At 54.5% G+C, this 23,892-nt stretch carries 25 protein-coding genes and 1 riboswitch; of the genes, 13 read left to right on the top strand and 12 right to left on the bottom strand.

Translation table 11 applies throughout. The features are described from left to right. Positions 1-33: 33 nt before the first annotated feature. Entirely contained in the window at positions 34-1,317 is a 1,284-nt protein-coding gene (locus tag EL098_RS09035; protein ID WP_126355918.1) for a site-specific integrase, read from the top strand. 26 nt (positions 1,318-1,343) lie between these two features. Here EL098_RS09035 and EL098_RS09030 read toward each other — a convergent pair whose 3' ends face one another. The 4 genes from EL098_RS09030 to EL098_RS09015 all read right to left on the bottom strand — a co-directional run bounded on the left by EL098_RS09030 (position 1,344) and on the right by EL098_RS09015 (position 4,041). After that, positions 1,344-1,790 carry a YcgN family cysteine cluster protein gene (locus EL098_RS09030; protein WP_126355917.1) on the bottom strand — a complete coding sequence of 149 codons (447 nt, stop codon included), beginning with the start codon at positions 1,788-1,790 and terminating at the stop codon, positions 1,344-1,346. 88 nt (positions 1,791-1,878) lie between these two features. Continuing rightward, complete coding sequence (locus tag EL098_RS09025; protein WP_126355916.1) at positions 1,879-2,538, bottom strand: fumarylacetoacetate hydrolase family protein; 660 nt, start codon at positions 2,536-2,538, stop codon at positions 1,879-1,881. Positions 2,539-2,628: 90 nt separating this feature from the next. Further along, positions 2,629-3,690, bottom strand: a complete 1,062-nt coding sequence (locus tag EL098_RS09020) for a lytic murein transglycosylase (RefSeq protein ID WP_126355915.1) — start codon at positions 3,688-3,690, stop codon at positions 2,629-2,631. A gap of 75 nt (positions 3,691-3,765) precedes the next feature. After that, positions 3,766-4,041, bottom strand: a complete 276-nt coding sequence (locus EL098_RS09015) for a YcgL domain-containing protein (RefSeq protein WP_126355914.1) — start codon at positions 4,039-4,041, stop codon at positions 3,766-3,768. A 126-nt stretch (positions 4,042-4,167) separates the two neighbouring features. Between EL098_RS09015 and minC the strand changes: the two genes are divergently transcribed. From minC to minE, 3 genes are read left to right on the top strand one after another with little or no spacing between them, the layout of a single operon-like run. Next, on the top strand, positions 4,168-4,878 hold the full coding sequence (minC, locus tag EL098_RS09010; protein ID WP_126355913.1) for a septum site-determining protein MinC: 711 nt from the start codon (positions 4,168-4,170) through the stop codon (positions 4,876-4,878). A gap of 24 nt (positions 4,879-4,902) precedes the next feature. After that, positions 4,903-5,715 carry a septum site-determining protein MinD gene (gene minD / locus EL098_RS09005; RefSeq protein ID WP_039294422.1) on the top strand — a complete coding sequence of 271 codons (813 nt, stop codon included), beginning with the start codon at positions 4,903-4,905 and terminating at the stop codon, positions 5,713-5,715. Between the two features lie 3 nt (positions 5,716-5,718). Further along, positions 5,719-5,994, top strand: coding sequence for a cell division topological specificity factor MinE (gene minE / locus EL098_RS09000; protein ID WP_008454068.1), 276 nt, complete (start codon positions 5,719-5,721; stop codon positions 5,992-5,994). 143 nt (positions 5,995-6,137) lie between these two features. Here minE and rnd read toward each other — a convergent pair whose 3' ends face one another. The 5 genes from rnd to EL098_RS08975 all read right to left on the bottom strand — a co-directional run bounded on the left by rnd (position 6,138) and on the right by EL098_RS08975 (position 12,522). Next, positions 6,138-7,259: a ribonuclease D gene (rnd, locus tag EL098_RS08995; RefSeq protein WP_126355912.1), complete on the bottom strand. Its 1,122-nt coding sequence runs from the start codon at positions 7,257-7,259 to the stop codon at positions 6,138-6,140. A gap of 69 nt (positions 7,260-7,328) precedes the next feature. Next, a complete protein-coding gene (gene fadD, locus EL098_RS08990) occupies positions 7,329-9,014 on the bottom strand; it encodes a long-chain-fatty-acid--CoA ligase FadD (RefSeq protein WP_126355911.1) in 1,686 nt (561 codons plus the stop codon). 200 nt (positions 9,015-9,214) lie between these two features. Next, the gene (locus EL098_RS08985) at positions 9,215-9,805 is read right to left on the bottom strand and encodes a Slp family lipoprotein (protein WP_126355910.1); all 591 of its coding nucleotides are present in this window, start codon (positions 9,803-9,805) and stop codon (positions 9,215-9,217) included. Positions 9,806-9,847: 42 nt separating this feature from the next. Continuing rightward, positions 9,848-10,543: a tRNA (adenosine(37)-N6)-threonylcarbamoyltransferase complex dimerization subunit type 1 TsaB gene (gene tsaB, locus EL098_RS08980; protein ID WP_126355909.1), complete on the bottom strand. Its 696-nt coding sequence runs from the start codon at positions 10,541-10,543 to the stop codon at positions 9,848-9,850. A gap of 68 nt (positions 10,544-10,611) precedes the next feature. Continuing rightward, positions 10,612-12,522, bottom strand: a complete 1,911-nt coding sequence (locus tag EL098_RS08975) for an ATP-dependent DNA helicase (protein ID WP_126355908.1) — start codon at positions 12,520-12,522, stop codon at positions 10,612-10,614. Positions 12,523-12,650: 128 nt separating this feature from the next. Between EL098_RS08975 and EL098_RS08970 the strand changes: the two genes are divergently transcribed. Beyond that, positions 12,651-12,995, top strand: a complete 345-nt coding sequence (locus tag EL098_RS08970; protein ID WP_126355907.1) for a RidA family protein — start codon at positions 12,651-12,653, stop codon at positions 12,993-12,995. 21 nt (positions 12,996-13,016) lie between these two features. On the opposite strand, the gene EL098_RS08965 is transcribed toward EL098_RS08970, so the two are convergent. Then, on the bottom strand, positions 13,017-13,217 hold the full coding sequence (locus EL098_RS08965) for a YoaH family protein (protein ID WP_126355906.1): 201 nt from the start codon (positions 13,215-13,217) through the stop codon (positions 13,017-13,019). A 62-nt stretch (positions 13,218-13,279) separates the two neighbouring features. Between EL098_RS08965 and pabB the strand changes: the two genes are divergently transcribed. The 3 genes from pabB to sdaA all read left to right on the top strand — a co-directional run bounded on the left by pabB (position 13,280) and on the right by sdaA (position 16,795). After that, positions 13,280-14,647 carry an aminodeoxychorismate synthase component 1 gene (gene pabB / locus EL098_RS08960; protein WP_126355905.1) on the top strand — a complete coding sequence of 456 codons (1,368 nt, stop codon included), beginning with the start codon at positions 13,280-13,282 and terminating at the stop codon, positions 14,645-14,647. A 3-nt stretch (positions 14,648-14,650) separates the two neighbouring features. After that, on the top strand, positions 14,651-15,247 hold the full coding sequence (locus EL098_RS08955; RefSeq protein WP_126355904.1) for a CoA pyrophosphatase: 597 nt from the start codon (positions 14,651-14,653) through the stop codon (positions 15,245-15,247). A 183-nt stretch (positions 15,248-15,430) separates the two neighbouring features. Beyond that, positions 15,431-16,795 (top strand): L-serine ammonia-lyase, encoded by a 1,365-nt coding sequence (sdaA, locus tag EL098_RS08950; protein WP_126355903.1) that lies wholly within the window; start codon positions 15,431-15,433, stop codon positions 16,793-16,795. A 58-nt stretch (positions 16,796-16,853) separates the two neighbouring features. On the opposite strand, the gene yoaE is transcribed toward sdaA, so the two are convergent. Beyond that, positions 16,854-18,416: a CNNM family cation transport protein YoaE gene (gene yoaE / locus EL098_RS08945; protein WP_126355902.1), complete on the bottom strand. Its 1,563-nt coding sequence runs from the start codon at positions 18,414-18,416 to the stop codon at positions 16,854-16,856. Between the two features lie 476 nt (positions 18,417-18,892). Here yoaE and manX point away from each other — a divergent pair, with 476 nt between their 5' ends. The 5 genes from manX (at position 18,893) to mntP (ending at position 23,063) form a co-directional block, all read left to right on the top strand. Continuing rightward, positions 18,893-19,852, top strand: coding sequence for a PTS mannose transporter subunit IIAB (manX, locus tag EL098_RS08940; RefSeq protein WP_126355901.1), 960 nt, complete (start codon positions 18,893-18,895; stop codon positions 19,850-19,852). Between the two features lie 63 nt (positions 19,853-19,915). Beyond that, a complete protein-coding gene (locus tag EL098_RS08935) occupies positions 19,916-20,716 on the top strand; it encodes a PTS mannose/fructose/sorbose transporter subunit IIC (RefSeq protein ID WP_126355900.1) in 801 nt (266 codons plus the stop codon). 12 nt (positions 20,717-20,728) lie between these two features. Continuing rightward, positions 20,729-21,580, top strand: coding sequence for a PTS mannose transporter subunit IID (locus EL098_RS08930; protein WP_045782906.1), 852 nt, complete (start codon positions 20,729-20,731; stop codon positions 21,578-21,580). 60 nt (positions 21,581-21,640) lie between these two features. Then, positions 21,641-22,099, top strand: coding sequence for a DUF986 family protein (locus EL098_RS08925; protein WP_126355899.1), 459 nt, complete (start codon positions 21,641-21,643; stop codon positions 22,097-22,099). Between the two features lie 196 nt (positions 22,100-22,295). Further along, positions 22,296-22,484: riboswitch (yybP-ykoY riboswitch) on the top strand. Positions 22,485-22,490: 6 nt separating this feature from the next. Then, positions 22,491-23,063 (top strand): manganese efflux pump MntP, encoded by a 573-nt coding sequence (gene mntP / locus EL098_RS08920; RefSeq protein ID WP_126358396.1) that lies wholly within the window; start codon positions 22,491-22,493, stop codon positions 23,061-23,063. Here mntP and rlmA read toward each other — a convergent pair whose 3' ends face one another. After that, entirely contained in the window at positions 23,064-23,867 is an 804-nt protein-coding gene (rlmA, locus tag EL098_RS08915) for a 23S rRNA (guanine(745)-N(1))-methyltransferase (protein ID WP_126355898.1), read from the bottom strand. Between the last annotated feature and the right edge of the window lie 25 nt (positions 23,868-23,892).

Raw genomic sequence — 23,892 nt, 5'->3', positions numbered from 1 at the left:
ATACCCCCTCCTTTCAACAAAGAGGAATCATAAATGTCTAAATATCCAACAGGTGTGGAGAATCATGGGGGTACTTTGCGCCTGTGGTTCATCTACAAAGGCAAAAGAGTCAGGGAGTCTCTTGGTGTAGAGGATACGCCAAAGAACAGGAAGATAGCCGGGGAATTGCGAGCGTCAATTGGCTTTGCCATCAAGACGGGAACATTCAACTACGCAGCTCAGTTCCCACAATCACCCAACCTAAGAAAGTTTGGCCTTAAACAACAAGGCATCACACTTTCCACATTAGCATCGCGGTGGCTTGAGCTGAAGAGGATGGAAATCACAGAGAATGCCTTTCGGCGGTATCAGTCATACATAAAGATATGCCTGGAGATGCTTGGCAGCGATCGGTTGTTAGAGTCGATCACCCATGAGGACATACTGACAATCAGGAAGGAATTGCTGACCGGTTACCAGATTAACGGAAAGTTCCAGGCTAACAGGGCAGCCAAAAAAGGCCGGACTGTCAGGACGGTTAACGTTTATCTAACGTGCCTTTCCGGCATGCTGGAGTTTGCTGTAAATAACGGGTACATCGAAAAATCGCCATTTGTTGGCATCGACCCACTTCGCAAGTCAAGGTCAGACCCTGACCCGCTTTCCAGAGAGGAATACCGTAGGCTTCTTGATGCCGCGCCAGCAGAGCAAATAAAAAATCTGTGGATTCTTGCCATCAATACAGGCATGAGGCATGGGGAGATTTGTGCCCTGGCATGGGAGGACATAGACACCAGAAACTGGACGATAGCCGTCAGAAGGAATATAGCGATTAAGGATCACTTTACGCCACCTAAAACTGAATCAGGAAACAGGACAATACTTCTTACTCAACCAGCCATTGCGGCGATAAAGAGCCAGATGGCATTTACAAGGATGGGAAGGCAGCATGAGATAAAGGTTCACCTGCGCGAGTTTGGCAGAACGCGCACAGATGAATGTACCTTTGTCTTTGTTCCGAAGTTGACGGCGAGAAATGGAATTGGAGGGGATTGGTATGCACCAGGTTCGTTCGGCGCAACGTGGAACTTGATGCTTAAGAGATCTGGAATACGACATCGAAAAGCCTACGAGTCAAGACACACATTTGCATGCTGGGCATTGAGTGCGGGAGCAAACCCGAACTTTATAGCGGCGCAAATGGGGCACACTTCGGCACAGATGGTTTACAACGTTTACGGGAAATGGATGAGTGACAACAACGGGGATCAGATGAGCATATTGAATGCTAATTTCAGTGAAGATGTCCCAATGATGCCCCAAGCACAAAACCAATAGTACAAATATCCTTTCAAATCAATAATTCAATCAGCCCACTCAGGCTTGTTGAGGATATGGTCCTGCCAGTCGCGTACCTCGGACTCTTTCACTGCGATATGGCGCACGGAAATACGTTCACCGTGCATAGCGGCTTTTGAACCGGTCATCAGCGGGTGCCATTCCGGCAGAGGTTTGCCTTCGGCAAGCAGACGATAAGCGCAGGTATGCGGCAGCCACTCAAAGGTAGGCAGATTGTCGCGGGTGAGCTTGATGCAGTCCGGCTCGTATTCAAAGCGACGAGCGTAGTTCTTACACTGACAGGTTTTAATATTAAGCTGCTTACACGCGACGTTGGTGAAGTAGATCTCGTCGGTATCTTCGTCCATCAGCTTATGCAGGCAGCACTGGCCGCAGCCGTCGCACAGCGATTCCCACTCAGCGTCGCTCATTTCGTCGAGAGTTTTACTTTGCCAAAAAGGAGTGGGAGTCATAGCGGTTCCTGCATTTAAAATTAAGCTGCACCTTATAAACAGTCTGACACCCGGATGCAAGTTTTGCCGCCCGGAAGCGGCAAATTGTTTATAAAACGCGCGTGCTCAGGCTGTGGCCTGCAAAACTCACTTCCAGCTCATCGCCGCTGTGCAGCGGGCCTACGCCTTCGGGAGTCCCGGTCAGGATCACGTCTCCCGCACGCAGGGTGAAGAATTTGCTCATATACGCAATCAGCGGCACGATCTTGTGGATCATCTCTTCGGTATTGCCCTGCTGGCGAACTTCACCGTTGATCTTCAGCTCAAGGGGCGTATTTTGCGGATCGTCAGTAAACTGAGCCGCAGGGATAAACCCGGAGATCGGGCAGGAGTTGTCGAAACCCTTCGCTTTTTCCCACGGCTGACCTGCTTTTTTCAGTTTTGCCTGCAGGTCACGCAGCGTCAGATCCAGCGCAACGCCGTAACCGGCAATCGCCTTAAAGACATGATCTTCGCTGGCCTGCTTAAGGGTTGCGCCAATCAGGATCGCCAGCTCCACTTCATGGTGGACCGAGCCAAACTCCTGCGGCAGCGCCAGCGGCTGGCGGATATCGCATAATGCGCTCTCGGGCTTGATAAACACGACCGGCTCGTCCGGCGTCGCGCTGCCCATCTCTTTAATATGTTTGGCATAGTTACTGCCAACACAGACTACCTTGTTCACCGGAAAATCCAGCAGTGCACCCTGCCAGTTATGATGTTGATACATGCCTTTCCTCTGTGTCGTTTGTGTTAACTGCCATTGATAGTAGATAAAAAAATCCGCGCTGAATACCGGGGAAGTGTTTCCAGGCATGCCTTATTTTACAGCCACGGCGTCCGCCATCTTGCCGATGCTGATGGCAAAATAGTACGAACGGTTCCAGTGCATCAGGGTCCGAAAGTTGCTGTAAACCAGGAACGAACGTTCCAGACCATCATCTGGCTTCACCAGCCAGGCCTTTTGTGGCGATACAGGGAGGGATAACCCATTGGGCAAGGTGACACCCAGTTTTTTCCACTGCGCAACAGGCTTGCCCTGCCCGGGGCTTGTCCCCAAAAGCGAAGCATCAAAGCCGGCAGGCAGCTTGACCTCTTTGCCCCAGGCACCGCCGGTCTGCCACCCCTCCCTCGCCAGATAGTTTGCCGTTGAGGCAAAAACATCGCTGGTGTTGTTCCAGATATCAATTTTCCCGTCGCCGTCGCCATCTTTGCCGTAGCGCAGCAGCGAACTTGGCATAAACTGGTTTTGCCCCATCGCCCCCGCCCATGAGCCCTTCATCTGCGCGGCGCTGACGTCCCCTCGCTGAATGATTTTTAGCGCCGCCATCAGCTCAGCGGTAAAGAAGGCCTCGCGTCGTCCCTCAAAAGCCAGCGTCGCCAGCGCAGAGACCACATCCTCTTTGCCCTGAAGCTTGCCAAAATTGCTCTCCATGGCCCACAGAGCGACGATATAGCGACTCTGGACACCGCTTTTTGCGCTGACCTTATCCAGTTCAGCCCGGTGCTGTTTTGCAAGGAGGCGGGCCTGTTTTATTTTCTCCGGAGTGATGACGCGGTTTAAATAGTCATCAAGCGTAATTTTATTTTCCAGCTGGTTGCGGTCAGATTTAATAACCCGATCGACAAAATGAATGTTGGCAAACGCCTTTGCCAGCGTAGCGTTGCTGATGCCTTTTGTTCTGGCCTGTTGCTTTAATTTTTCGACGTAGGCGGGAAATTCGGCGGGATCGCGTCCTTGCTCAGCCAGCGTCGTCAGGTGAGAACGCTCGGGCTGAGGCGCAGCGGCCGTCGGATTGGCCGCCGCTGCCTGGGAGGTATAGCCGGTAAAAGGGGCGAGTATTAAGGCGCTGAAGGTCAAACTTAATGCTGAATATTTCATCGTCTTTCCCGCAATAATGTGTTTTGCACATCTTCAGGTTTAATGCCCGGAAAAGATTTACCGCCAGTCCGAAAATTATTTTTTAGGACTTTTTTCCAGATGCATTGTCAGCAAACTTTCGACCGGAGGTGGGATCTGTAAATAATACCCCTCATTTTCCAGTGCCTGTTTAACTTTATCCAGATCGGCATTGGCCAGTTTTTTCGTGCCGTCGAGCGGCAACAGCATCGACAGCACCGGTTTACCAAAGCCTTTCATCAGCTCTTCCGGCACCCGGGAGAAATCGTCTTTTTTTTCGACATAAAGATAAGTCTGATCGCGTTTGGTACTTCTGTAGATCACACAAAACATTTTTTTTACTCTATTTTCGCCAGCGAGTGGCTTGCCTGAATATAAGCTGGACTATAACATGCCTTATGTACTTCGGAATATCGTCCCACCCTTGTGGGGATTGAAACTGAATTGAGTAAGGCCAGGATGTCAAACACGCCAATCGAGTTAAAGGGCAGCAGTTTTACCTTATCTGTGGTTCATTTGCATGATGCACACCCTGAGGTTATTCGCCAGGCACTGGAAGATAAAATCGCTCAGGCTCCCGCATTCTTAAAAAATGCCCCGGTGGTCGTTAACGTCGCCAGTCTCGATGGTTCCGTCAACTGGAAGAAAGTACAACAGGCCGTCACCGCAACCGGCCTGCGCGTTGTGGGCATCAGTGGCTGCAAAGATGAGGCGCTTAAAGCCGACATCGAGCGTGCTGGCCTGCCCTTGCTGACAGAAGGGAAAGAAAAGGTTACCCGAACGCCAAAGGCTGCGCCCGCCGAGCCGGTGGTCATCGCCGCCCCGGATGTTGCATCCGTCACAAAAACGCGTTTAATTGATGCGCCGGTGCGTTCCGGCCAGCGCATTTATGCGCCAAACTGTGACTTGATTGTGACCAATCACGTCAGTGCCGGTGCAGAACTGATAGCAGATGGTAATATTCATATTTACGGCATGATGCGTGGCCGTGCGCTGGCTGGTGCAAGTGGCGATCGTGATGCACAAATATTTTGTACTAACCTGGTAGCGGAGCTGGTCTCTATAGCGGGTGAGTACTGGCTGAGTGAGCAGATCCCAGCCGATTATTATGGAAAAGCGGCTCGCCTTAATCTGGCGGGTGGTGCGCTCTCCGTTCAATCTTTGAATTAAGCCCTTTTAACAAGGAAATCCTTTATGGCACGCATTATTGTTGTTACATCGGGTAAAGGGGGCGTTGGTAAGACCACGTCCAGCGCGGCCATCGCCACGGGTCTGGCCCAAAAGGGAAGAAAAACCGTCGTTATCGATTTCGACATCGGCCTGCGTAACCTTGACCTGATTATGGGCTGCGAGCGCCGCGTCGTGTACGATTTCGTCAACGTTATTCAGGGCGATGCCACGCTGAATCAGGCGCTGATCCGCGATAAACGCACCGAGCAGCTCTATATCCTGCCCGCGTCGCAAACTCGCGATAAAGACGCCCTGACCCGTGAAGGCGTGGCCAAAGTGCTGGAAGACCTGAAAAACATGGACTTCGAGTTTATCGTCTGCGACTCCCCGGCCGGGATTGAAACCGGCGCGCTAATGGCGCTCTATTTCGCTGACGAAGCGGTTATCACCACCAACCCGGAAGTCTCCTCGGTGCGTGACTCAGACCGTATTCTCGGCATTCTGTCGTCGAAGTCACGTCGTGCCGAAAACGGCGAAGATCCTATCAAAGAGCATTTACTGCTCACCCGCTACAACCCTGGCCGCGTCAATAAGGGCGATATGCTGAGCATGGAAGACGTGCTGGAAATTCTGCGCATTCCTCTGGTCGGGGTTATCCCTGAGGACCAGTCTGTGCTGCGCGCGTCCAACCAGGGCGAGCCGGTTATTCTTGACGGTGAATCTGACGCGGGCAAAGCCTACGCCGATACCGTGGAACGCCTGCTCGGAGAAGAACGCCCTTTCCGCTTCATTGAGGAAGAGAAGAAGGGTTTCCTGAAACGCCTGTTCGGAGGATAAGTTATGGCATTACTCGACTTTTTTCTGTCACGAAAAAAGAACACCGCCAACATCGCGAAAGAGCGTTTACAGATTATCGTTGCTGAGCGTCGCCGTAGCGATGCTGAACCGCACTACCTGCCTCAGCTGCGCAAAGACATTCTCGACGTGATTTGCAAGTACGTGCAAATCGACCCGGAAATGGTCAGCGTTCAACTGGAGCAGCGAGATGGGGATATTTCGATTCTGGAGCTGAACGTCACCCTCCCGGAAGCGGAAGAAGCCAGCAAGTCTGCGTGAATAATAACCCCCTGCATAATGTCAGGGGGTTTTATTTTTGCTGCAGGTCTTAACGTTTATTAAGTTTTTTCTCGTTAACGGCCCGAGAATATATTTTTGACCTGAGAATAACACTGTAATTATTCCCAGGCCGCTAAACGCGATTAGTATTCCGTCAGCAGTTTAGTCAGCGCCTCGGCCATTAATTCGGCACGCCAGCCGCTTATTAATTCCGGCTCAACGCTTTGGGGTTTCAATTTCCAGTGCCAGTTGAGCAGCTGGTTTATTTGGCGACGGGAGGCCAGCAATTCTGCACTCAGCCCTTTTGCCTCACTTATCTCCTGCACCAGCGCCTTAATCGCCTTAAAGACTTTGCGGTAACCGGGCATATCCACCAGGTTCTGCAGCGGCTGCGGCAGCTCGCTCTCTGGCAGGACCTGGGCCTCCGCCACCAGCGCGACAAGGGTTTTACCGTGGAAACGGATTTCACTGCCGCTCAGGCCAAGCGAGTCAAGCTCCCCGAGCGACCCTGGCATATAGCGAGCCACCTGCCAGAGGTGCTCTTCGCGAACGACAAAGTTCACCGCCATATCCCGCTCACGCGCTTTGCGCAGGCGCCACGCGGCCAGCTTCCTGAGGCAGGCCAGCTGCCGGGTGCGAAGCTGCCATGCATTGCCGATTTCACGCCAGGCCTCTTCCGGGTCAAGCTGTTCACGGCGGCGGGCGCACATCAGCTGGCATTCATCGAGAGCGGCGTTGATCCAGCCAGCCGCTTCCGTTTCGGCCATCAGCTTCTCAGCAATAGGCAGCAGATAGAGCACGTCTGCCGCCGCATACTCACACTGCCGCGCCGTTAAGGGCCGCGCCAGCCAGTCGGTGCGGGACTCACTTTTATCCAGCGCAATACCGGTGTAGGACTCCACGAGGGTGGCAAAACCACAGGAGAGCGGACGCCCGGTAAACGAAGCCAGGATCTGAGTATCGATAAACGGCTCGGGCAGTACGCCGAAGGCATTCAGGAAAACTTCAAGATCCTCGCTGCCCGCGTGAAGGTACTTTATGGTGTCAGGATCCTGCAGCAGCGCTTTGAATGGCGACCAGTCGCTGATGGTGAGAGGATCGATCAGCGAAGCCTGCTGGCCGTCATAAAGCTGGATCAGGCCTAATTGCGGATAATAGGTGCGCGTACGGACAAATTCAGTATCCAGCGCCAGCGCGGGGAACTGACGAGCGGCCTGGCATACGGCAGCCAGCCCTTCATCGGTGGTAATCATCTGGTAAGTCAAATTCAGTTCTCTTAGGTTGCGCCCATAAAAAATGCCGGCGAACCGGCATCAGGACGAGTGACTTGGAGCTCAGGCGTTATTGTTGCCTGTCTTGCCCGCTTCGTCACGCAGTTCTCGTCTTAAAATTTTGCCCACGTTGGATTTTGGCAATTCCGTACGGAACTCAACCAATTTAGGCACTTTGTAGCCCGTTAACTGGCGACGGCAGAAGGTGATCAGCGCTTCTTCAGTCAGCGCGGGGTCTTTTTTCACCACAAAGATTTTTACCTGTTCGCCGCTCACGCCGGCCGGCACGCCCACGGCAGCCACTTCCAGCACGCCCTCATTCTGCATCACTACGTCTTCAATCTCATTGGGGTAGACGTTAAAGCCGGAGACCAGAATCATATCTTTTTTGCGATCGACGATGTTCATAAAGCCTTCCTCGTTCATCACCGCAATATCTCCGGTTCGCAGCCAGCCGTCCTTAAGAATTTCATCGGTCTCTTTCGGGCGCTGCCAGTAGCCCAGCATAACCTGAGGCCCCTTCACGCAAAGTTCACCCGGTTCACCCGGCGGAACCTCATTGCCCTCATCATCGATCAGCTTCACGTCGGTTGAAGGCACCGGCAGCCCGATAGAGCCGCTGTGGTAATCCATATCATGCGGATTCGCGCTCACCAGAGGCGCACATTCCGTCAGGCCATAGCCCTCAAGCAGGAAGCGCCCGGTCAATTTCTCCCAGCGTTCCGCAACGGCGTGCTGAACCGGCATGCCGCCGCCCGCGGCGAGGTGCAGGCTGGAGAAGTCTAACTGCTGGAACTCTTTGTTATTCAGTAAGGCGTTAAACAGCGTGTTCACGGCGGTCATGGCGGTGAAAGGATATTTCGCCAGTTCTTTCACCAGGCCGGGAATGTCTCGCGGGTTGGTGATCAACAGGTTCTGTCCACCAATATCGATAAACAGCAGGCAGTTAATCGTCAGGGCAAAAATGTGGTACAGCGGCAGCGGCGTGACCACCAGCTCTTTCCCCTCATGCAGCAGCGGGCTGTAGGCCGCCCTTACCTGCTCGAGGTTAGCCAGCATGTTACGGTGCGTCAGCATTGCGCCCTTCGCCACGCCTGTCGTGCCGCCGGTGTACTGCAGGAAAGCCAAATCGCCGTTAAGAATTTCAGGCTTGATGTACTGCATACGGTAGCCGCTTTGCAGCGCCCGGCGGAAGGAGATGGCGTGAGGTAAATGGTATTTCGGCACCAGCCGCTTGATGTACTTAACGACAAAGTTAACCAGCGTGCCTTTTGGCCCGGCAATCTGATCGCCGAGGCGGGTCAGGATCACGTGCTTCACCTGCGTTTTATCGACCACTTTTTCCAGCGTGTGGGCAAAGTTCGACACAATAACAATCGCGCTGGCACCGCTGTCGTTCAGCTGGTGCTCCAGCTCGCGTGGGGTATAAAGCGGGTTAACGTTCACCACCACCATTCCGGCGCGCAAGATGCCAAAAAGCGCCACCGGGTACTGCAGCAGGTTTGGCATCATCAGCGCTACGCGGTCGCCTTTTTGCAGGCCAAGCCCCTGCTGGAGATAAGCGGCAAAAGCCCGGCTGCGCTCTTCCAGCTTACGGAAGGTCATCACCTCCCCCATATTGATAAACGCAGGCTTATCGGCATAGCGAGTAACGGCCTGTTCAAACATATCAACCAGGGATTGATAGCGATCGGGATTTATTTCAGCCGCAACGTCGGCCGGGTAGCGGTTAAGCCAAACCTTATTCAAGGATCCACCTCTGAAATTATTATTTGTCGTCATCACAACCCCAGGCTACACATTTCGTTAACATAATATTAACTCAGCGTACCAGTTTATTAATTAGCCTGATGAAAGGTTGCGAAGCGCATCACTAAATTTTTTTATCCGTCCTGGACAAAAACAAACAGCGGCCAGGCCGCTGTTTGAAAATATTTAAAAACAACAGATTATTCGGTTACGACGGTTTGCACCTGTGCTGGCCCCGGATTATACCAGCCACCCCACATATCATAATGATGACGGTATGGGTACGGACCGCCCCAGAACCATGGGTCTATAGGCTGTGGCGGCATCACGACCTGCTGAACCACGTTCCAGCGCTTATAGCCTGTCGCCTGCATCGTCATAAATTTATAAGGCGTCTGGCCAATTTTGCCCTCTGCCGTGCCGGTAATCGGCCCCACCACCGTGACGAGCTGGTTACGGAAGTCGACCGGATCCAGGAAGCCGTTCACGTCGGCATAAATACGCCCGTGAGAGGGCTCATTCAGCGCCGGTCTGGCGCCTTCGTCCAGGCTAACGGTGGCAATCTCGAGACGGGTTTTCCCCTTCAGATTATCCACATTCACCACGCGACCGCCAAAACGCGCTTCCTGCCCCACGTAAAGCTGCGGAGCATTCATGACGACCGACAGATCCTGCTGCGGCGTCGCCGTACTCCCTTTGATGGCATCCGGCACGCTCACGCAGCCGCTCAGGACCAACGCTGCGGCGGCTGCAAGCAGCCAGCTGCATTTTTTGACATTACAAACAGCCATACCTCATCTCCTTAATCTCCACTCCGTTTTGAGCGGTGGGTATTACTCTCTGCCAGGAAGCTTTTTCCAGGTCACTTCATTGCGCAGGTAGACCGGTTCAGCGTGTTCTACGGCGACGCTTTTTCCGGCGTTAAAAGCCTGCAGCGCCAGCGGCAGCATATCTTCTGCTTCGGGCAGCGTGGTTTCCCCGTCCTGCAGCTGAAGTCCGCTCCTCTCCGCCATGTCGGGCCAGGCCTGCCAGCCTGTGCCGACTGTAGCCCAGCTGCCGTTCAATTGTTTCAACCGTTCGGCAACATCTTCTGGCTTAAGTACGGCCTCACTCTCTTCGCCCTGCCACTCGCCCTGTTCGTCACGCTGATATTCGGCCCAGTAGACTTCGCCCATGCGGGCATCTATGGCGGCCAGAACTCGCGTTGCTCCGGTACGACGCCACGCTCCCTGCGCCATCGTCGCAAGCGTTGAGACGCCAATCATCGGCAGCTCAGCGCCCAGCGCCAGCCCTTGCGCAATGCCAATGCCGATTCGCACGCCGGTGAAACTGCCCGGCCCGCGCCCGTAGGCTAGTGCGTTCACATCAGACAAAGTAATTTCACCCTGGTTCAGGATCTCCTTCACCATGGGCAAAATTCTTTGCGTATGCTCGCGCGGGCAGAGTTCGAAATGGGCGTAGAACGCCGCATCATTTTGCAGGGCAACAGAACAGGCTTCAGTTGCGGTATCGATGGCTAAAATTCGCATGGGCTTGCCAACCTCTGGCGGAGATAAGGTCAAAAAACGGCGCGCATCATACCATAGCCTGGCACAAATTACTGCGCGCCTGAGGCACTCAGGAACTCAACTGCCCGATTTATATCCCGGGTACGCGGCGTGGGTGGCAGACTGTTAAGGAAAACCGCGCCATAAGGCCGCATCACCAGCCGGTTATCGCAGATAACCAGAACTCCCCTGTCTTCCACATCGCGAATGAGTCGGCCCACGCCCTGCTTGAGGGTAATGACCGCATCCGGCAGCTGTACGTCATCAAACGGATCGCCGCCGCGAATACGGCAATCTTCCATTCGGGCTTTGAGCAGCGGATCGTCCGGTGAGGTAAAGGGCAGCTTGTCGATGATAACCAGGGATAACGTGTCGCCACGCACATCTACGCCTTCCCAGAAGCTACTGGTCGCCACCAGCAGGGCGTTACCTGCCTCAACAAACTGCTGCAGAAGCTGGCCTTTGCTGGTCTCTCCCTGCAGCAACACGGGCAACGTCATGGTCGCCCGGAACTGTTCCGCGAGGTCACGCATCATGGCGTGGGAGGTGCAAAGCATAAAGCAGCGCCCGTTGTTGGCTTCGATGAGCGGGCGCAGCAAGTTGGCCAGATGACGACCAGCGTGCGGCTGATTTGGCGTTGGCAACCCTCGAGGCACACAGAGCAGCGCCTGCTTAGCGTAGTCGAACGGGCTTGCCAGCAGCAGGGTTTCTGCCTCTTCGATGCCCAGACGCTCGGTGAAATGGCTTAGCTTGTCATTCACCGAAAGCGTTGCCGAGGTAAAGACCCAGCAGCCTGCCTTTTCACGAATGGCTTCCTTAAATTTGTCGGCCACGGAAAGCGGCGTCAGGGCCAGCGTAAAATGCCGGGCGTTGCATTCATACCAGTAGCTGTACCCCGGCTGATTGATCTCTTTCAGCCGCTTGATGCGCCCACGGTAGATCACCGCGCGTTCAAAAGCGGCGTCCAGCAGCGCAGAGCGCCCAAGCGATAGCTTAGCCACGTCATAACAGAGCTCCAGCGCGTCATCGAGCAGCAGCAGCGAGCGCTGGATATTTGCGTCGGCAAGCAGCTCACGCAGGTTACCGCGATAGCCCGGGTCACCTATTTGCAGGCGAAAATCCTGCGTGCGCTGGGCCAGGCTGTCAGCGCTTTTTTGCAGCTGCTGCGCATCCCGGACTTCGGTTCGGTAGGCAATAGAAATGTCTTTGGCGAGATCGAGAAGCTGACGGCTGGAGATCGATTGACCAAAATACTGGCTGGCAATATCCGGAACCTGGTGTGCTTCATCGAATATCGTCACTTCCGCCTCGGGGATCAGCTCCGCAAAACCGCTCTCTTTGACCACCATATCCGCCAGATACAGATGATGGTTTACCACCACCACGTCAGCATCCATCGCCTTTTTACGCGCCTTCACCACGAAGCAGTCCTGGTACTGCGGGCAATCCTGTCCCAGGCAGTTGTCATTGGTGCTGGTGACCATTGGCCAGACGGTAGAATCTTCCGCTACCGTACCGCAGGTGCTGATATCGCCGTCGACGGTTTCGCTGGCCCAGCCGCGCAGATGCACGACATCGCTGAGCGCCTGCACGGGCAAATCCCCGCCGGCCAGCGACTGCTGTTCAAGCCTTTCCAGACAAAGGTAGTTAGAACGCCCCTTCAGCAGCGCCACCCGCCCGGTGAACTTCAGCGCACGAGAGATAGTCGGCAGATCGCGGGAGAACAGCTGATCCTGCAGCGCCTTAGAGCCGGTAGAAATAATGACCTTTTTGCCCGAACGGAGCGCGGGTGCAAGGTAGGCATAGGTTTTCCCCGTGCCGGTTCCGGCCTCTACCACCAGCTCGCTGCCGGCTTTAATGGCCCGGGTGACCGCCTCCGCCATTTCACGCTGCGCCTCACGCGGCCTGAAACCGGGAATGACCTGAGCCAGCTGGCCGTCTGCTGCAAAATCGTCCGTCACGTTACCCCCTGGTTAAATTGCCAGTGATTATGTCAGCCCCGGCCAGGTTTATCCAGCAAGCCGGTGGAAGCGGGCATCAGATTGTGGCAGTCTGTGCCGCACATATCGTTTGTTGTTAAGGAGTTGTCATGAGTATTGCGCGTATAAAACCTGAAGCTCGCTGGTCTGATGCTGTGATCCATAACCAGACCGTGTACTACACCGGCGTGCCTGAAAACCTGGATGCCGATGCCTACCAGCAGACGGCAAATACCCTTAAGCAAATTGACACCCTGCTGGCCGAGCTGGGCAGCGATAAGACCCATATTCTGGATGCGACCATTTTCCTGCCGGACGGCGAAGATTTTGCGGCGATGAATAAAGCGTGGGATGAGTGGGTTGTGGCAGGTAAAGCGCCGGTACGCTGCACCGTACAGGCTAAATTGATGAACCCGCGTTACAAAGTGGAAATCAAAATCATCGCCGCCGTGTAACGCAAAGCCGCCGAGGCCCGGCTAGCCCTGCGGGTCTTCTTCCTCGTCGTCCTCATCTTCAAAGCGTACGGCGACGTTACCACCGGTGTGCGAGGCACGGATCTCGCTGGCCACCAGGGCGATAGCTTCGCCGCTGCTCATGCCGTCGGCCATCAGTTCGTGAATCCGTTCTACGGCCTGCTGCTGCTGCTCGTGGCTGAGTGCCGGTAATCCTGAAATCATATTGAACTCCTGTTACAGTGCTGAAGCCGCTATTTTACTCTGCCCCAGACGATGCCACCAAGATGAATGTTATAACCACCCCCGATTTTTACGAACTCAGCTGGCACCCTGATGCCGTTCAGCGCGCTTTCCAACCGTTTTCCAGCCAGCCCTGGGCCATGCTTCTCCATTCCGGGTTTGCCGAGCATCCCCATAACCGCTTCGATATTATGGTTGCCGACCCGCTGGCTACGCTCGTCACGCGTGGGCGGGAAACGGTTATCGAGCGCGACGGCCAGGTGACGCATCACGTGGAGTCCCCGCTTGAGCTGCTGCAAAAGACGCTGGACAGCGTTGGCCTTGCACCTAAACCGCATTCAGATCTTCCCTTCTGCGGAGGTGCGCTGGGGTTATTCGGCTACGATTTAGGCCGATGGTTTGAAAAATTGCCCGCTACGGCGGAGCAGGATTTAACCACGCCCGACATGGCCGTGGGGATTTATGACTGGGCGCTGGTTGCCGACCATCAGCTTAAGCGCGTGACGCTGCTCTGCTACGGAGATATCGAGGCCCGCCTCGCCTGGCTCAATGCGCTGAAACCGCAGGAGCCCACCCCGCCTTTCCGGCTCACCAGCGAATGGCACTCCAATATGTCGCGCGAGGCATACGGCGAGAAATTCCGCCAGATTCAGGCCTATTTGAGAAGCGGGGACTGCTACCAGGTCAATCTTGCCCAGCGCTTCAGCGCCGGCTATGAAGGTGATGAATGGCAGGCATTTGAGAAGTTAAACCGGGCCAACCGTGCGCCTTTCAGCGCCTTCCTTCGTCTGCCTGAAAGCTGCATTCTGAGTCTTTCACCGGAACGCTTTGTCCTGCTTGAAAACAAGCAAATCCAGACTCGCCCGATTAAGGGAACCTTGCCGCGTCTTGCCGATCCTGAAGCCGATGCCGTGCAGGCAAATCGGCTGGCAAACTCCGCCAAAGATCGCGCCGAAAACCTGATGATTGTTGATTTACTGCGTAACGACATTGGCCGCGTGGCGGTGCCCGGCAGCGTCAGAGTGCCGGAGCTGTTCGTGGTTGAGCCTTTCCCGGCGGTTCACCATCTGGTCAGCACCATTACCGCTGAACTCCCCGAAGCGCTCAGCGCCTGCGATCTCCTGCAGGCGACCTTCCCCGGCGGTTCTATCACCGGCGCGCCTAAGGTGCGGGCAATGGAGATTATCGAGGAGCTGGAGCCGCACAGGCGTAACGCATGGTGTGGCAGCATCGGCTACATTAGTTTCTGCGGAAATATGGATACGAGCATCACCATCCGCACGCTGACCGCAGAGGGCGGAAAACTGTATTGCTCTGCGGGCGGCGGTATCGTCGCCGACAGCAACGAAGCGGCGGAATATCAGGAAACTTTTGATAAAATTAATCGTATTTTGCCCCTACTGGAGAGTTAATGCATGGCCGGTTCGTCCCTGACGCTGAATGATTTCCTCACCCGCTTTCAGTTGCTGCGCCCGACGGAGAGCGGGCCTGTCGGCAACCAGCGTCAGGCGGCGGTGCTGGTGCCTATCGTGCGCCGTCCTCAGCCGGGCCTTTTGCTCACCCAACGCTCGATTATGTTGCGTAAACATGCGGGTCAGGTGGCCTTCCCCGGCGGCGCAGTGGACGATACCGACGGTTCGTTGATTGCCGCGGCGCTCCGTGAGGCTCAGGAAGAGATCGCTATTCCGCCGGAATCCGTCGAAGTGATTGGTACCCTTCCCCCGGTGGACAGCGTGACCGGGTTCCGGGTGACGCCGATTGTCGGCATTATTCCGCCAGATTTACCCTGGCGCGCCAGCGAAGACGAAGTGTCGGCGGTCTTTGAGATGCCGCTGGCTGAAGCGTTGAGTCTCGGACGCTACCATCCTTTAGACATTCATCGTCGGGGCAACGCGCATCGCGTCTGGCTCTCCTGGTATCAGCGTTATTTTGTCTGGGGCATGACGGCGGGCATTATTCGGGAACTTTCTTTGCAGGTAGATAGCGATCCAGACGACAGTTTAAAACGCTAAAAATGGCTATATTCAGGAACCATTAAGGCCATAAATCATCTGCTATTAGGTGGTTTATGGTTAAGCATTAGTTTAATTCATGTGAATAGTTTCCTCGGGGAAGCAATAAATTTTTAAACTAGCGCTTAGCCATTTCAAAGCATCATGTTCCATGAAACAGGGTGCTATCAGAGGAGTTTTAGAGTGATTAGCATATTCGACATGTTCAAGGTCGGCATCGGGCCATCAAGCTCCCATACCGTCGGCCCAATGAAGGCCGGGAAACAATTTGTCGACGCACTGATCGAACAAGGGCTGCTGGACAGCACCACCCGCATTGCGGTGGATGTCTATGGCTCCCTTTCCCTGACGGGGAAAGGCCACCATACCGATATTGCAATTATCATGGGCCTGGCGGGCAACCAGCCGGATAACGTGGATATCGACGCTATTCCTGCCTTTATCCGCGATGTCGAAACCCGGGGTCGCCTGCTTATCGCTCAGGGCCGCCATGAGGTTGATTTCCCGCAGGATAACGGCATGCGTTTTCGTAGCGACAACCTGCCGCTGCACGAAAACGGCATGCAGATCCACGCTTTTAACGGCGACAAAGAGATCTACAGCAAAACCTACTACTCCATCGGCGGCGGTTTTATCGTTGACGAGGAACATTTTGGGAAAGATTCGGTAAACGAAGTGTCCGTACCTTACCCGTTCCATTCCGCCCAGGAGATGCTGCAGCACTGTAAAGATACCGGGCTTTCCGTCTCCGGCATGGTGATGCAGAACGAACTGGCGCTGCACAGCCGTCAGGAAGTCGAAGATTACTTCGCCAATATCTGGCAGACGATGCGCGCCTGTATCGATCGCGGGATGAATACGGAAGGCGTGCTGCCCGGCCCGCTGCGTGTGCCTCGCCGTGCTTCCGCTCTGCGCCGCATGCTGGTGTCCAGCGACAAACTCTCCAGCGACCCGATGAACGTGGTTGACTGGGTGAACATGTTTGCCCTGGCGGTGAATGAGGAAAATGCCGCCGGTGGCCGCGTCGTCACGGCGCCAACCAACGGCGCCTGCGGGATTGTGCCGGCGGTATTGGCCTACTACGACCACTTTATTGAGCCGGTCACGCCTGATACCTGGATTCGTTACTTCCTGGCATCGGGTGCCATTGGCGTGCTCTACAAGATGAACGCCTCTATTTCCGGTGCGGAAGTGGGCTGTCAGGGTGAAGTGGGCGTTGCCTGTTCGATGGCGGCCGCGGGCCTTGCTGAAATTATGGGGGCCTCTCCTGAGCAGGTTTGTATCGCAGCTGAAATCGGCATGGAGCACAACCTTGGCCTGACCTGTGACCCTGTTGCCGGGCAGGTTCAGGTTCCTTGTATCGAGCGTAATGCTATCGCCTCGGTGAAGGCCATTAACGCCACCCGTATGGCAATGCGCCGTACCAGCGCGCCACGCGTTTCGCTCGATAAGGTTATTGAAACCATGTACGAAACGGGCAAAGACATGAACGCTAAATATCGCGAAACGTCGCGAGGCGGCCTGGCCATTAAGGTTCAGTGCGATTAACTCGTAATAAAAAAACGCCGCTAATGCGGCGTTTTTTTTATCTAATTTAGCGCGTGGATTACTCTTCTTCATCCTCGTGTGGAGAGCGTTCTTTCTCCACGCGAACCAAATCAACCCGGTAATCATTCGCTTCAACGATCTGAATACGCAGCGGCGGCACCTCGATGACCTCGCCTACTTTAGGGATATGGCCGTTCACCGAAATCACCAGACCGGCGATAGAAGCTATATCTTCTTCGTTGTGCATCAGACGGTGAATGTCCAGACGCTGCTGAAGCGCATGCAGGTCCGTTGATCCTTTTACCAGCCAGCCATCGCCGTCGCGCACGATCTCAGGAGTTTCGTCCGCATCCGGGAACTCGCCGGCAATCGCTTCCAGCACGTCCAGCGGCGTTACCAGCCCCTGCACCACGCCAAATTCGTTGTTCACGATAACGAAGCTGCCGCGAGCACGGCGCAGCACGCTCAGCAGGTTGATAGGATCCAGCGTTTCCGGCACCACAATCGCCGGCGACTGAGCAGCAATAGCAGCCACATCAACGCCGACATCCAGCGCCACCAGCAGCTCCTTAGCACGCACGACGCCGATAATTTCGTCCAGCTCACCACGGCACACCGGGAACAGGCTATGTGGAGACTCCAGCAGCTGTTCGCGGATCTCCGAGACGCTTTTCATCGCATCAACCCAGGAGATCTCGCCGCGCGGCGTCATGATGCTGCGCAGTGAACGGGACGCCAGCGTCAGCACGCCGTTGATCATGTAGCGCTCTTCTTCTGCAAAAGATTCGGCCTCGATAGGCGTCATTGTTTTGCTGTCTTCCCTGTTCTGGGTACGCTCCTGACGCTTGCCGCTCATCATGCGCAGAATCGCGTCGGCGGTACGGGCACGCAGCGGCTGACGCGACTGATGGCGAATAAAGTTACGACGCGCGATCTGGTTAAACAGTTCGATAATTATCGAGAAGCCAATGGCCGCGTACAGGTAACCTTTCGGAATATGGAAGCCAAAACCTTCCGCCACCAGGCTCAAACCAATCATCAACAGGAAGCTCAGGCAGAGCACAACCACCGTCGGATGCTGGTTCACAAAATTGGTCAGCGGCCTGGAGGCCAGCAGCATGACGCCCATAGCGATGACGACTGCAGCCATCATCACCGGAAGATGGTTCACCATCCCTACCGCGGTAATCACCGCATCCAGCGAGAAGACGGCGTCAAGCACCACAATCTGCAGTACCACCACCCAGAAGCTGGCATAGCCTTTACCGTGGCCGTCGTCGTGCTGACGGTTTTCAAGGCGCTCGTGCAGCTCAGTTGTGGCTTTAAACAGCAGGAAGATGCCCCCCACCAGCATAATCAGATCCCGGCCCGAGAACGTGAAATCCGCGATGCTGAACAGCGGTTTCGTCAACGTCACAAGCCAGGAGATCAGCGACAGCAGCCCCAGGCGCATCACCAGCGCCAGCGACAGGCCGATCAGCCGGGCCTTATCGCGCTGCTTCGGCGGAAGCTTGTCCGCAAGAATGGCAATAAAGACCAGGTTATCAATACCCAGTACGATTTCCAGCACCACAAGCGTGAGTAAACCGGCCCAAATTTGCGGGTCCATTAACAGTTCCATGTCAGACTCCCGTGCCGGGCGCGGCAAATATGCATTCCGTCAGTAACGGAGGCAAAACAGCCTGTGATTCGTATTTGCGGGCGCGAAACGCCGCTAAGAAGGGGGGATTTAGGCATCCCTGCAGTGAAAAGACGTCGGTGACGGTCCATAGGGTGGGCTACTGCCCGCTACTCCTGAAAGTGAATCGGACGCTAACATTATCAAAGGAAACCGGGCTTTGGCAAAGATTTACCTGAATTTGCAATTTTTTTGCAACTTACGCTAAGCATATTTTACAGCGTAATTGTTTGAATTAGTGACAAAGTTAAATTACGGAGCTTCATCACATAAATTATTTTTTCACTGTCTAAAATAATTCTGGTAAATCGTTTTTTTCATCGTTAAGCGCGTTATCTGAATCGATTCGCTAAAAACGAGACCGATACATCACCGCACCCTTCGAGGGGTGTTGTAATGACAAAAACAGGAGGTAGCAAGTGACTATTGCTATTGTCATAGGCACACATGGCTGGGCAGCGGAACAATTGCTGAAAACCGCCGAAATGCTATTGGGCGAACAAGAGAACGTTGGCTGGATAGATTTCGTTCCGGGTGAAAATGCTGAAACCCTGATAGAGAAATATAACGCACAGCTGGAGAAACTGGACACCGGCAAGGGCGTGTTATTCCTCGTGGATACCTGGGGCGGCAGTCCATTCAATGCCGCAAGTCGTATCGTTGTAGACAAAGAGCACTATGAAGTGGTCGCCGGGGTCAATATCCCGATGCTGGTCGAAACCCTGATGTCGCGAGACGACAACCCCACCTTCGATGAGCTGGTCGCACACGCTGTAGAAACCGGCCGCGAAGGCGTGAAAGCGCTCAAGGCCAAAGCCGCAGAAAAACCCACACCGGCCCCCGCCGCTGCCGTCAAGGCCGCACCGGCCAGGCCTATGGGGCCAAACGACTATATGAATATCGGTCTTGCACGTATCGACGACCGTTTAATTCATGGCCAGGTAGCCACCCGCTGGACGAAAGAAACCAACGTGACCCGCATCATCGTGGTCAGTGACGAGGTCGCAGCAGATACGGTTCGTAAAACGCTGCTGACTCAGGTTGCACCGCCGGGCGTAACCGCTCACGTCGTGGATGTCGCGAAAATGATCCGCGTTTACAACAACCCTAAATATGCCGGTGAGCGCGTGATGCTGCTGTTCACCAACCCCACTGACGTGGAGCGCATCGTTGAGGGGGGCGTAAAAATCACCTCCGTTAATATCGGCGGCATGGCGTTCCGCCAGGGCAAAACCCAGGTGAACAACGCGATTTCCGTCGATGATAAAGATATCGAAGCCTTCAAAAAACTGAATGACCGCGGTATTGAGCTGGAAGCACGGAAAGTGTCTACCGATCAAAAACTGAAAATGATGGATCTGATCGCTAAAGTTAAATGATTGTCATCACTAATAATACTGCTCAGATTTCACACATAAGTCATCGTCAATAGGAGAAGTACAATGGAGATTACCACTCTTCAGATTGTGCTGGTGTTTGTCGTAGCCTGTATCGCAGGTATGGAGTCGGTGCTCGATGAATTTCAGTTTCACCGTCCGCTTATCGCCTGTACCTTAATCGGCGCCGTGCTCGGCGACATGAAAACCGGCATCATCATCGGCGGTACGCTGGAAATGATTGCCCTGGGCTGGATGAACATCGGTGCCGCCGTTGCGCCCGATGCCGCCCTCGCCTCAATTATCTCTACCATTCTGGTTATCGCCGGGCATCAAAGCATCGGCGCCGGTATCGCGCTGGCAATTCCGCTGGCCGCCGCAGGCCAGGTACTGACCATTATCGTACGTACCATTACCGTGGGCTTCCAGCACGCCGCGGACAGGGCCGCCAATAACGGCAACCTGACGGCGCTCTCCTGGCTCCACGTCTCCTCCCTGTTCCTGCAGGCAATGCGTATCGCTATTCCAGCGGTTATCGTCGCCATCTCCGTAGGCACCAGTGAAGTTCAGAACATGCTGAACGCCATTCCTGAGGTGGTTACCAGCGGCCTGAACATCGCGGGCGGAATGATCGTGGTTGTCGGTTACGCAATGGTCATCAACATGATGCGTGCGGGCTACCTGATGCCGTTCTTCTACCTCGGTTTCGTTACCGCAGCGTTCACCAACTTCAACCTGGTGGCACTGGGCGTGATTGGCGCAGTCATGGCCATCCTCTACATCCAGCTGAGCCCTAAATACAACCGCAGCGCAGGCGCTCCGGCCCAGGCTGCTGCCGCTAACGATCTTGATAACGAACTGGACTAACAGGTGAGCGAAATGGTTGATTCCACTAAATTAGCGACTGAGAAGAAGATCACCCAGAGTGATATTCGTGGCGTATTCCTGCGTTCTAACCTGTTCCAGGGATCCTGGAACTTCGAACGTATGCAGGCCTTAGGCTTCTGCTTCTGTATGGTTCCGGTAATCAAACGCTTATATCCGGAAAATAATGACGCCCGCCGCCAGGCGATCAAGCGTCACCTGGAGTTCTTTAACACCCACCCTTACGTTGCCGCTCCGGTGCTGGGCGTGACGCTGGCGATGGAAGAGCAGCGTGCTAACGGCGCAGAGATTGACGACGGTGCGATAAACGGCATCAAAGTGGGCCTGATGGGACCGCTGGCAGGCGTGGGGGACCCTATCTTCTGGGGTACCGTACGGCCGGTCTTCGCTGCCCTGGGCGCCGGGATTGCCATGAGCGGCAGCCTGCTTGGCCCACTGCTGTTCTTTATCCTGTTCAACGCGGTGCGCCTGCTGACTCGCTATTACGGCGTGGCCTACGGCTACCGCAAAGGCGTCGATATCGTTAAGGATATGGGCGGCGGCTTCCTGCAAAAACTGACGGAAGGGGCGTCTATTCTCGGCCTCTTTGTCATGGGGGCGCTGGTCAACAAGTGGACGCACGTTAATATCCCGCTGGTGGTGTCGAAAATCACCGACCAGACCGGCGCGGTTAAGGTTACCACCGTGCAGACAATCCTTGATCAGCTGATGCCGGGCCTGGTCCCGCTGCTGCTGACCTTCGCCTGTATGTGGCTGCTGCGCAAAAAAGTCAACGCGCTGTGGATCATTATGGGCTTCTTCGTTATCGGGATTGTCGGTTACGCTATCGGCCTGCTCGGTCTGTAATTTGAACTGCCAACCGGGGGCATTTAGCTCCCGGTTTTTTTATCTTTAACGGGAGGTTTCATGACGCTGACGGATGTCGTGCTGGTTGTTTTCATCGCGCTGCTGCTGGCTTTTGCTGTTTACGATGAATTTGTGATGGACAGACTTAAGGGCAAAACCCTGCTTAAAATCCCCCTGCTACGCCGCAACCGTGTCGACAGCGCCATCTTTGTCTTTCTCATCGGCATCCTCATCTACAACAACATCACGGCTCACGGCACCCCGCTGACCACGTGGTTATTATCTGCCCTGGCATTGATGGCCATTTATCTGTCATGGTTCAGGCAGCCGAAGATCGTGTTCAAAAGCCATGGTTTTTTCTTCGCCAATGTTTGGGTGGAATATAACCGTATTAAAGAGATGAATTTATCTGAGGATGGCGTGCTGGTGATGCAATTAGAGCAGCGACGCTTACTGATTCGGGTAAAGAATATTGATGACCTTGAAAAAATATACAAATTAATGGTTTCAACTCAGTAAGTTACAATTATAGCAACGTCTATATTTGTGGCTTATTTTTGGTCAGCAAAACATAGCCATTGCTATTTCATAAAATTTATATGGCTTTATTTTAACGTTTCATTTGCATATGCGGTGAAATGCCCATCGTTATCAAGAAATAATGCGAAAAATAGAATTCAAAGATTGTTTTAATTTAAAAAAATATGTTAAGGTTGCGCCCGTCGTTGGGGAGTAGCCGATTTCTGCCATAGGCAGAAATGTACATGTCAACATACTCGTTATATCCGCCCTTGAGATTAACGTGGCATGTACGCCTCAGAGCTCTGAGTAGGCGAGACCATAGGCACGCGCCATCGTAAAGTTGGGGATGGTCTGCGTGTATATGGATATCCCCAACTGAGGCAACATGATGAATCTCTCCGCAACTATCCTGCTCGCTTTCGGCATGTCCATGGACGCGTTCGCCGCATCCATCGGCAAAGGCGCCACGCTCCATAAACCCAAATTTTCCGAAGCCCTGCGCACCGGCCTTATTTTTGGCGCTATCGAAGCGATAACCCCGCTCATCGGCTGGGGACTTGGCCTGCTGGCAAGCCAGGTCGTGCTCGAATGGAACCATTGGGTTGCCTTTATATTGCTGGTATTCCTTGGCGGACGTATGGTGCTGGAAGGTTTCCGCGGCACAAGTCAGGAAGACGCCCCGAAAATTCATCGCCACGGCTTCTGGCTGCTGGTAACAACGGCGATTGCCACCAGCCTGGATGCGATGGCCGTGGGCGTCGGCCTTGCCTTCCTGCAGGTCAATATCGTTCAGACCGCACTGGCCATCGGCTGCGCCACGGCAATTATGTCGACGCTGGGTATGATGGTTGGCCGCTTTATCGGCCCAATACTGGGGAAACGTGCAGAGATTCTCGGCGGTCTCGTGCTGATAGGCATTGGCTGCCAGATTATGTACAGCCACTTCGCACCGTTTAGCTGATCAATCGCGCTGCCAGACCCGCACCACAAAATCGGTTTCACAGCTAAACGCCGTTTCTTCCTTCAGCGCTTGCCATACTTCCGGGCGAGCGCGCCAGGCGAACGGCGTCATTTGCAGCAGGGCTGCAGCTTCATCACCGCGCAGGCTCATCGCCCAGCCGGGTTGCAGCGTCTGTTGCAGGCTAAAGCCGGGCATCGCCTCCACTTCCTCGCTGTGCAACACGATATCCTGATAAATCAAACCTTTCAGCTGCATCAGATGGCGTGGACCAGGCGTAGCCGTCACCACCATGCCGCCTCGCTTCACCACCCTCGCCAGCTCTTCGGCTTTACAGGGCGCAAAGATGCGCACAATCGCATCCATGCTCTCATTGGCAAACGGCAGGCGGTGGCTTGAAGCTACGCAAAACTTAACCTCGCGGTAGCGTTTCGCCGCGTAGCGAATGGCGACCTTTGAAACATCCAGCCCCCAGGTCTCTCCCCCCTTCTCTGCCACAACCTCAGCAAATCCCGCCGTGTAATAGCCTTCACCGCAGCCTATATCCAGTAAGGCAGACGGCGTAGCCGCCTTTAGAATCTGGCAGATCGCTTCGCGTAAGGGCTGGTAATGCCCGGCGTCCAGAAAAGCCCGGCGAGCCTGCATCATTTCCGCGCTGTCGCCCGGATCTTTCGAACGTTTATGCTGAACGGGCAGCAAATTAACATAGCCTTCTTTAGCCATATCAAATTGATGCCCCTGAGGGCAGCGATAGCTGTTCGCGCTGGCGGCAAGCACGGTATGGCAGAGTGGGCAAAGCCAGGACATAGAGAACTCCGGAGGCAATAAAGGG

Source organism: Cedecea lapagei, assembly GCF_900635955.1.
GTDB classification, from domain to species: domain Bacteria; phylum Pseudomonadota; class Gammaproteobacteria; order Enterobacterales; family Enterobacteriaceae; genus Cedecea; species Cedecea lapagei.
This window is presented reverse-complemented; position numbering and strand designations above follow the sequence as displayed.

Bases quoted from the DNA above. Each gene is read 5' to 3' on its own strand.
- EL098_RS09035 (WP_126355918.1), top strand. From the start codon at position 34: ATGTCTAAATATCCAACAGGTGTGGAGAATCATGGGGGTACTTTGCGC.
- EL098_RS09030 (WP_126355917.1), bottom strand. From the start codon at position 1,790: ATGACTCCCACTCCTTTTTGGCAAAGTAAAACTCTCGACGAAATGAGC.
- EL098_RS09025 (WP_126355916.1), bottom strand. From the start codon at position 2,538: ATGTATCAACATCATAACTGGCAGGGTGCACTGCTGGATTTTCCGGTG.
- EL098_RS09020 (WP_126355915.1), bottom strand. From the start codon at position 3,690: ATGAAATATTCAGCATTAAGTTTGACCTTCAGCGCCTTAATACTCGCC.
- EL098_RS09015 (WP_126355914.1), bottom strand. From the start codon at position 4,041: ATGTTTTGTGTGATCTACAGAAGTACCAAACGCGATCAGACTTATCTT.
- minC (WP_126355913.1), top strand. From the start codon at position 4,168: ATGTCAAACACGCCAATCGAGTTAAAGGGCAGCAGTTTTACCTTATCT.
- minD (WP_039294422.1), top strand. From the start codon at position 4,903: ATGGCACGCATTATTGTTGTTACATCGGGTAAAGGGGGCGTTGGTAAG.
- minE (WP_008454068.1), top strand. From the start codon at position 5,719: ATGGCATTACTCGACTTTTTTCTGTCACGAAAAAAGAACACCGCCAAC.
- EL098_RS08985 (WP_126355910.1), bottom strand. From the start codon at position 9,805: ATGGCTGTTTGTAATGTCAAAAAATGCAGCTGGCTGCTTGCAGCCGCC.
- tsaB (WP_126355909.1), bottom strand. From the start codon at position 10,543: ATGCGAATTTTAGCCATCGATACCGCAACTGAAGCCTGTTCTGTTGCC.
- EL098_RS08970 (WP_126355907.1), top strand. From the start codon at position 12,651: ATGAGTATTGCGCGTATAAAACCTGAAGCTCGCTGGTCTGATGCTGTG.
- EL098_RS08965 (WP_126355906.1), bottom strand. From the start codon at position 13,217: ATGATTTCAGGATTACCGGCACTCAGCCACGAGCAGCAGCAGCAGGCC.
- pabB (WP_126355905.1), top strand. From the start codon at position 13,280: ATGAATGTTATAACCACCCCCGATTTTTACGAACTCAGCTGGCACCCT.
- EL098_RS08955 (WP_126355904.1), top strand. From the start codon at position 14,651: ATGGCCGGTTCGTCCCTGACGCTGAATGATTTCCTCACCCGCTTTCAG.
- yoaE (WP_126355902.1), bottom strand. From the start codon at position 18,416: ATGGAACTGTTAATGGACCCGCAAATTTGGGCCGGTTTACTCACGCTT.
- EL098_RS08935 (WP_126355900.1), top strand. From the start codon at position 19,916: ATGGAGATTACCACTCTTCAGATTGTGCTGGTGTTTGTCGTAGCCTGT.
- EL098_RS08930 (WP_045782906.1), top strand. From the start codon at position 20,729: ATGGTTGATTCCACTAAATTAGCGACTGAGAAGAAGATCACCCAGAGT.
- EL098_RS08925 (WP_126355899.1), top strand. From the start codon at position 21,641: ATGACGCTGACGGATGTCGTGCTGGTTGTTTTCATCGCGCTGCTGCTG.
- mntP (WP_126358396.1), top strand. From the start codon at position 22,491: ATGAATCTCTCCGCAACTATCCTGCTCGCTTTCGGCATGTCCATGGAC.
- rlmA (WP_126355898.1), bottom strand. From the start codon at position 23,867: ATGTCCTGGCTTTGCCCACTCTGCCATACCGTGCTTGCCGCCAGCGCG.